Source organism: Bartonella taylorii 8TBB (assembly GCF_902825155.1).
Classification (GTDB): Bacteria; Pseudomonadota; Alphaproteobacteria; order Rhizobiales; family Rhizobiaceae; genus Bartonella; species Bartonella taylorii_A.
The window spans coordinates 1-399 of record NZ_CADEAG010000191.1 but is presented as its reverse complement, the minus strand read 5'-3'; the positions used below and the strand labels follow the sequence as shown (position 1 = coordinate 399).

Below are 399 nucleotides of genomic sequence, written 5' to 3'. Positions count from 1 at the left end.
GCCTCCATGTTTTCTGTTAAACCAACCCTTACTGCTTCGCGTAGACGTCTTTTGATACGATTGCGTTTGACAGCATTGCCGTTTCTACGTGTAACCGTGAAACCTACGCGCGCAACAAGCGGAGATTTTATTTCTGCTGTTTGCTCATGGGATTTAACTTCGAGCAAAAATAAAGGACCACGTCGTTTTTCTCCTGTGCGTACAGCCAAAAAATCCGATCTTTTGCGAATACGGCAGGGGTGTTTTTTCTTCATAAAGAGCGTTTTGCAATTTTACTAAATGCCTGCAAAAGCAGGCACTAAAGGTTTAAACGAAAGCTTCACAACAAAAAAGAATAAGTAATATTCAATTGTTGTGAAAATTTATAAATGATTAAGCAGATAACCGTTTACGCCCACG

At 40.1% G+C, this 399-nt stretch carries 1 protein-coding gene; it reads right to left on the bottom strand.

Going from position 1 to position 399, the window contains the following annotated elements; genetic code table 11:
* Positions 1-254: ribonuclease P protein component (locus J7R13_RS09250; protein WP_208438346.1), on the bottom strand; the 254-nt coding region annotated here is incomplete at its 3' end.
* Between the last annotated feature and the right edge of the window lie 145 nt (positions 255-399).